The 6,937-nt window shown below is 74.6% G+C and carries 7 protein-coding genes; 2 read left to right on the forward strand and 5 right to left on the reverse strand.

Annotated elements, in window-relative coordinates:
• Window positions 1-35 precede the first annotated feature (35 nt).
• Window positions 36-887: an ABC transporter ATP-binding protein gene (locus ACP4J0_RS33785; protein WP_426602550.1), complete on the forward strand. Its 852-nt coding sequence runs from the start codon at window positions 36-38 to the stop codon at window positions 885-887.
• Entirely contained in the window at window positions 884-1,555 is a 672-nt protein-coding gene (locus ACP4J0_RS33790) for an ABC transporter (protein WP_426602552.1), read from the forward strand. Before ACP4J0_RS33785 ends, ACP4J0_RS33790 begins: the two co-directional genes overlap by 4 nt.
• Before the next feature lie 27 nt (window positions 1,556-1,582).
• Here ACP4J0_RS33790 and ACP4J0_RS33795 read toward each other — a convergent pair whose 3' ends face one another.
• The 5 genes from ACP4J0_RS33795 to ACP4J0_RS33815 form a co-directional block, all read right to left on the reverse strand.
• A complete protein-coding gene (locus ACP4J0_RS33795; RefSeq protein WP_426602554.1) occupies window positions 1,583-1,780 on the reverse strand; it encodes a hypothetical protein in 198 nt (65 codons plus the stop codon).
• An 18-nt stretch (window positions 1,781-1,798) separates the two neighbouring features.
• The gene (locus ACP4J0_RS33800) at window positions 1,799-2,677 is read right to left on the reverse strand and encodes a polysaccharide deacetylase family protein (RefSeq protein WP_426602556.1); all 879 of its coding nucleotides are present in this window, start codon (window positions 2,675-2,677) and stop codon (window positions 1,799-1,801) included.
• A gap of 96 nt (window positions 2,678-2,773) precedes the next feature.
• Entirely contained in the window at window positions 2,774-4,309 is a 1,536-nt protein-coding gene (locus tag ACP4J0_RS33805; RefSeq protein WP_426602558.1) for an FAD-dependent oxidoreductase, read from the reverse strand.
• 74 nt (window positions 4,310-4,383) lie between these two features.
• Window positions 4,384-5,775, reverse strand: a complete 1,392-nt coding sequence (locus ACP4J0_RS33810) for a PhoX family protein (RefSeq protein ID WP_426602560.1) — start codon at window positions 5,773-5,775, stop codon at window positions 4,384-4,386.
• 160 nt (window positions 5,776-5,935) lie between these two features.
• A complete protein-coding gene (locus ACP4J0_RS33815; protein ID WP_426602562.1) occupies window positions 5,936-6,712 on the reverse strand; it encodes a slipin family protein in 777 nt (258 codons plus the stop codon).
• Between the last annotated feature and the right edge of the window lie 225 nt (window positions 6,713-6,937).

The following is a 6,937-nucleotide window of genomic DNA, read 5'->3' on the forward strand; positions in this document are numbered from 1 at the left end:
TCTGCCAAGTCCCGGGCGCGCGAGAGGATGACCCCATGCGACGTGAGTTACGGCTGGACGGCGTGGGCCGTCGGTACGGTCTGCGCGGCCCCTGGGTACTGCGCGGCGTCGACCTGGGCGTGGCGCCCGGCACCCTCGTCCGCGTCGAGGGCGCCAACGGCACCGGCAAGTCGACCCTGCTGCGTCTGCTCGCCGGGATCGACGCCCCCACCGAGGGCCGGGTCACCGGCCGGCCACGCACGGCCTACGTCCCCGAACGCTTCCCGCCCGCCCTGCCCTTCACCGCCGTCGCCTACCTCACCCACCTCGGCACCGTGCACGGGCTGTCCCGCCGGGCGGCGGCCCGCGCGGCCGGGCAGTGGCTGGAGCGGCTGGGAGCCGCCGGGTACGCCTCCACCGAGCTGGCCCGGCTGTCCAAGGGCAGCAGCCAGAAGGTGGCCGTGGCGCAGGCCCTGCTCGCCGAACCGGAGCTGCTCGTGCTCGACGAGGCCTGGACCGGGCTCGACGCCGACGCCCGGGGCGAGTTGGAACGGGCGGTCGCCGAGCGCACGACGTCCGGCGGTGCCGTCGTCTTCGTCGACCACGACCCGCGCCGCCTGGCCGGCGCGCCCGACGCCACGTACACCGTGCGCGACGGCACCCTGCGACGCCGTACCGGACACCCCGGCGCCCCGGCCGGTCCGCTGGTCGCCGTCCGGGCGCAGGGGCCGCCCGGCGGCCTGCCCGCCGACGCGCTGCGGATCGCCGCCTTGGCCGAGGAGACCCGCCCCGGTTCCTACGCGCTCACCGTCCCCGCCTCACACTCCGACGTCCTGCTGCGTGCGCTCCTGAGCGCCAGGCCGCCGTGGCACGTGGTGAGCGTGCATGCCCAGGAAGGTCCGCGATGACCGCTCTGCTCCGCTACCAGGCCGCCCTGCTGCTGCGCTCCCGGCGCTGGCTCCCGCCCGTCGTCCTGTACGCCGCCGCCCTCGGCATCGGGGTGCAGGGCGGGCAGCCGGTGCTCGACTCGCTGGGCTGGGCGGCGGCCATGCTGCTGCCGGTCGCGGCCTGGCTGGTGCGGATCTGCGTCACCGGCGAGCCGCCTGCCGCCCGGGCGTGCGTGTCGGCGGCGCGGGGTCCCGCGCGGGCCCACCTGGCGTGTGTGCTGGTGGCGCTCGCCGCCGCGGTCGTGCTGGGTACGGCCGCGACCGTGGTGGTCACGCTGATCAGCGACCCGGTGAGCACCGGCCACGGCAGACGCGTACCCCTGCTGCCGGCCGGCGGCGCCGGACTGCTCGCCGCGCTGGTGTGCGCCCTCCTCGGCATCGCCGTGGGCGCGCTCACCACCTGGCCGCTGCTGCGCTCGCCCGGCCGCGCGGTCCTCGCGCTGCTGCTCGCGGCCCTGCCGGCGCTGGTGGCGTCGGGGTCCCCGGCGCGGGCGGCGGTCGGCGGTCTGGTCACCGGCTCGCGGTCGGGGACCGTGCCGCTGCCCCTGTTCCCCCTGGCCGCGGCGGCCGCCGTCGCCGCGGCCGCGACCGCCGTGGCCTGTGCGCTCAGCTCCCGCAGACCGGCCTGAGCGGGCGGCACGGCCCGAGCCCGCGGATCAGCCCGAGCAGGCCGTGCGCTGGGCCTCCTGCCATTCGCAGACCGGGCAGAAGGTGATGCCCTTGTACAACTCGGGGTACTCCGTGGGCTCCCGGCACAGCACGCACTCCGCGTACGGCGGGCCGTCGGCCTTGGGCGGGCGGGTCGCGTCGATCAGACAGTAGTCGTTCGGACCGGGGTCGTCGTCGCTGCTCATCCCTCCAGGGTAGGCCCGTCAGCGGCGGCTGTTCGCGGCGTCGATCAGCTCCGAGACCTTCACGAAGCGGTAGCCCCGGCGGCGCAGCTCGGGCACGATCGTGCGTACCGCCTCCGCGGTGACCGGGGCGGCGCTGCGGGTGCAGTGCATGACGACGACGGACCCCGGCCGCACCCCCTCCAGTACCTGCCGGGCCACCGCGTCCGCGTCCGTCGCGAACGCGTCCCCGCTCACCACGTCCCACTGCACGGCGGTGACACCGGTGGCGGCCAGCTCCTCGAGGGCGGCCTCGTCGTAACAGCCGCCGGGGAAACGGAAGTACGGCATCGCGTTCCTCACCCCGGCCTTCTCGAACGCCGCGTAGGCGCGCTCCACGTCCGACCGCATCCGCCGCTCGGACACGGTCGGCAGGCCGTAGCAGTCGTCGGTGTAGGCGTAGTGGCTGTAGGAGTGGTTCGCGATCTCGAACCGCGGGTCCCGGCCGATGAACGCGGCCTCGTCCGGGTACTCCTCGGCCCACCGCCCGGTCATGAACACCGTGGCCGGCACGTTCAGCTTCCGCAGGGTGGCGATCAGCCGCGGGTTGTCGAACCGTTCGCCCGCCTCCGCCCGCGCCCCCTGGTCGGCGGTCATGTCGGCGTCGAAGGTGAGGGCGACCGTCTTGCCGCCCGCGCGCGGACCGTGCTCGAAGACGGGGGTCAGGCCCGCCGGGCCGGGGGCGAGCGTCGGAGGCCGGGCCGGGGCCGGCTCGGCCGGGGCCGCGGAGGGCGCGGCGGGGGCGGCGGAGGGCGCGGTGGGGGCGGGGCGCCGGGCCGGCGGGGCCTCGGCGGTTCCGCAGGCGGTGAGGGTGGTGCCCAGGGCGCACAGCACGGCCGCACGTCGTACGAAAGTGATCACCGTACGAACGTATGAGTGTGCCGTTGTGAATGTACGACTATGAGGTGTGGCGTGTCTGAAGGGTCACCCTCACGGCTCAGGGCGGTGCGGCCCGGGTCAGATGTCCCGGCGCTCCAGCGGTTTCGTCGCCGGGCCCTCGATCACCTTTCCGTCCGTGTCGAAGCGGGAGCCGTGACAGGGGCACTCCCAGGCGCGTTCCGCCGCGTTGAAGTCGACCAGGCAGCCCAGGTGGGTGCAGCGCGGCGATACGGCGTGCAGCGCGCCCGCCTCGTCCCGGTAGACCGCGAGCCGGTCACCGCCCGCCCGGACGACGGCTCCCTCACCCGGCGGCAGGGCGTCCACCGGCGGCGCGGGACGCAGCCGGTCGCCGACGAAGTGGCGCGCGACCTCGGCCTGCGTCTTGAGGAACGCCGGCGCCTCACGCACCGCCGTGCGCAGCCGGCGCGGGTCGTACAGTCCGCTCCACGCGCACTCCTCGCCGTCGATCTGCGCGGCGAGCAGCCGGCCCGCCATCATGCCGCCGCTCAGTCCCCAGCCGCCGAAGCCGGTGGCGACGTAGGTGTGGTGCGCGCCGGGGTGCAGCGGTCCCACCATCGGCACGGTGTCCGTGGGATCGATGTCCTGCGTGGCCCAGGCGTGGGTGAGGCCGACGCCGGGGAAGTGCTCGCGGGCCCAGGCGGACAGGCGGTCGAAGCGCTCCCGGGTGTCGCCCGTGCCGGGTGTGAAGTGCTCCCCGGTGACGACGAGCAGCCGGCGGCCCGAGCCGTCGCCCGCGTCGGTCAGGGGCGCCGTTCGGACCGAGCGGGTGTTCTCGTCCGGCGTGATGTACATGCCGTCGACATCGCGGTCCGCCTCGATGCTCCCGGCGACGACCAGTTCCCGGCGCGGGGAGAGGCGGGCGAACAGCAGCGCCCGGTCGAAGATCGGGTAGTGCGTGGCGACCACGACGTCCCGGGCCGTCACCGTCGCCCCCGCCCCGGTCGACACGCGGCACGGCTCGCCCTCGTGCAGGTCGTGGACGGTGGTGTTCTCGAAGATCCGCCCGCCGTGCGCCTCCAGGTCGTCGGCGAGGGCCAGCAGGTACTTGCGCGGATGGAACTGGGCCTGCCCGGTGACCTCGACCGCGCCCGCGACCGGGAACGGCAGTCCCGTCTCCGTCACGAACGACGCCGGCAGCCCCGCCTCCTTCGCGGCGGCCGCCTCGGCCCGCAGCTCGTCCACGCGGCCCGCGTCGCGGACGTACGTGTAGGCGCTGCGGGTCTCCCAGTCGCAGTCGATGCCCAGCTCGGCCACGACCCGGGCGGCGTGCTCGATCGCCTCGGACTGCGAGCGGGCGTACAGGCGGGCGCCCTCGGGGCCGCGGGTGCGGCGCAGCTTGTCGTAGATCAGCGTGTGCTGGGCGGTCAGCTTGGCGCTGGTGTGACCCGTCACGCCGGCGGCGACCCGCCCGGCCTCCAGCACCGCCACACTGCGCCCGGCCCGCGCCAGTTCCCAGGCGGTGCTCAGCCCGGCGACGCCGGCGCCGATCACGGCGACGTCGACGCCGATGTCCTCCGCGAGGGCGGGGCGCGGCGTACCGCCCGGTGCCGTCTGAAGCCAGTACGAGCCGTTGACCTGGGGGTTCTCCGTCATGCGGCCCCGAGTACCCCGTAGTCGCGGCTTCAGTGACCGGGCGGTGCGCCCGCCGCTGCCGGGCGCGTCGTCCGTTACCCGCGCCAGGGGCCCGTCACCGCGAACGTCGTCCCGGGCGTGTAGCAGTTGACGTACATCGTGTCGCCGTCGGGGGAGAAGGTGACCCCGGCGAACTCGCCCCACTCCGGTTCGTCCGGCGTCCCGATGTTCTGGGCGCCGCGGGCCATCGCGTACACCTCGCCGCGCCTGGTCACGCCGTAGACGTGCTGGGCGCCGTTGCCGTCCTCGCAGACCATGAGCCCGCCGCTGGGGGCCAGGCAGATGTTGTCGGGGGACTCGCCGGGGAGCCGCACGTCGGTGTCCGGGCCGAACACGATCACCAGCGTCAGCCGGCGCCGCTCGGGGTCGTAGCGCCAGATCTGCCCGTAGTGGTCGCCCGCCGACCCGTCGTCGCTGCGGGCGAAGGACGACACGAAGTAGACGCTGCGCCCGCCCCAGTAGCAGCCCTCCAGCTTCTGCGCGTGCGTGATGCCGCCCCGGCCGAAGTCCTGGTGCCGGATGGGCGTCCCGGCGGCCAGCGGGTCGGGCACGTCCACCCATTCGACGCCGTCGAAGCAGGCGCCCGTGTCCTGGATCGAGGACAGGTCGGGTACGCCCGGTACGCGCATCGCCTGGAGCCGTCCGCCGGCCCGCAGCGAGCCCGTGCCGCCCAGCGGCTTCTCGGGCAGGAACCGGTAGAAGAGGCCGAACGGCCGCTCGAACGCGTCCTCCGTCTCGTACACGACACCCCGCCGCGGGTCCACGGCGACCGCCTCGTGCTGGAAGCGGCCCATCGCGGTCAGCGGCACCGCGCCGGTGCGGTGCGGGTCGGCCGGGTCGACCTCGAAGATGAAGCCGTGGTCCTTGGTGTAGCCGTTGGTGCCGGCCTTGTCCTCGGTCTCCTCGCAGGTCAGCCAGGTGTGCCACGGGGTGGGCCCGCCCGCGCAGTTCACCGCCGTACCGGCGATCGCGACCCGCTCGTCACGGACGTGGTTGCGGGAGTCCAGGGTCAGGGCGGTGCAGCCGCCCTTGCCCTCCGGGTCGTACGTCAGCCCCTCGACCGTGGGGACGGGAATCCTGCCGTCGGCGCGGTTCTCGTGGTTGCGGACGAGGTGGACGCCTCCGGGGCCGCCCCCGTGGCGGCCCCGGGAACGCGCGGCGAAGGCGGCCATGCCGTCGTGGTTGGACGGGACCGGTCCCTCGCCGGAGCGCAGCTCGTCGCCCTCGCGGGACAGGACCCGGTAGCGGAATCCTCTGGGCAGGTCGAGCAGGCCGTCGGGGTCGGGGACCAGCGGGCCGTAGCCGGTGTGGCCCGGGGACTGCGCGGCGGCGGTGCCGGCGAAGAGCTCGGAGAGGGCGCCGGTGAAGGCGATGCCTGCGCCCAGGGCCCCCGTGCGGGCGAGCACCTGGCGTCGTGTTGCGGACATGGGGTGACCTTCCTGCTGGCGGACAGGATTGCGACCCGCTGTGTCTATCATCTGACCGGAGTCCCGGGAACCACGCGCGTAGAACGCGTCGGTCGACGCGTCGGTCGCCATGCCGGCCGCTGTGCCGGTCGACGCGTCGGTCGACGTGTCGCTCGGCGCGTCACTTCTCGACGGACCGCTCCTGGGCCTTCTCCAGGAATCGCAGGAGCTCCACGGGGAACGGCAGTACCAGGGTCGAGTTCTTCTCGGCGGCCACCGCTACGACCGTCTGCAGCAGGCGCAGTTGCAGGGCGGCGGGCGTCTCGGACATCTCCCGCGCCGCCTGGGCGAGCACCTTCGACGCCTGGAGTTCGGCGTCGGCGTTGATGACCCGGGCCCGCCGTTCCCGGTCGGCCTCGGCCTGCCGGGCCATCGAGCGCTTCATCGTGTCCGGCAGGGAGACGTCCTTGATCTCGACGCGGTCGATCTGGACGCCCCAGCCGACGGCCGGGCTGTCGATCATCAGCTCCAGGCCCTGGTTGAGTTTCTCCCGATCGGACAGCAGATCGTCCAGGTCGCTCTTGCCGATGATCGAGCGCAGCGAGGTCTGGGCCATCTGCGAGACGGCGAACCGGTAGTCCTCGACCCGGACGAGCGCGTTGGCCGCGTCGACCACCTTGAAGTACACGACCGCGTCCACGCGCACGGTGACGTTGTCCCTGGTGATGCCCTCCTGGGCGGGCACCGGCAGGGTGACGATCTGCATGTTCACCTTGTGCAGCCGGTCCACGAACGGCACCACCATCGTGAACCCGGGTTCGCGCACCCGGCCCGCGAGCCGCCCGAGCCGGAAGACCACCCCGCGCTCGTACTGCTTGACGACCCGCGCCGCCGCGGCGACATAGAGCAGCCCGGCGCTTCCGGTGGCGGCTGCCGCGGTCAGCAGCTCATCGAGCATGACGACCTCCTCGCCATGAGGACCGTTTCGTCTGCTGATGTCACGATATGCCGGATGCCCGGTCCGGGGCCATGCCCCGGACCGGGCGCCGTCACCGGCGCGGGGGGGGGGGCGCGGGGGGGGCCCCCCCCCCGGGGGGGGGGGGGGGGGGCGCCCCGGCCCGGGGGGGGGGGGGCGCCCCGGGCGGGGCGGGGGGGGGGGGGGCCGGCGGCCCCCACGACAACA

Source organism: Streptomyces sp. WG7, assembly GCF_049975785.1.
Lineage (GTDB): Bacteria > Actinomycetota > Actinomycetes > Streptomycetales > Streptomycetaceae > Streptomyces.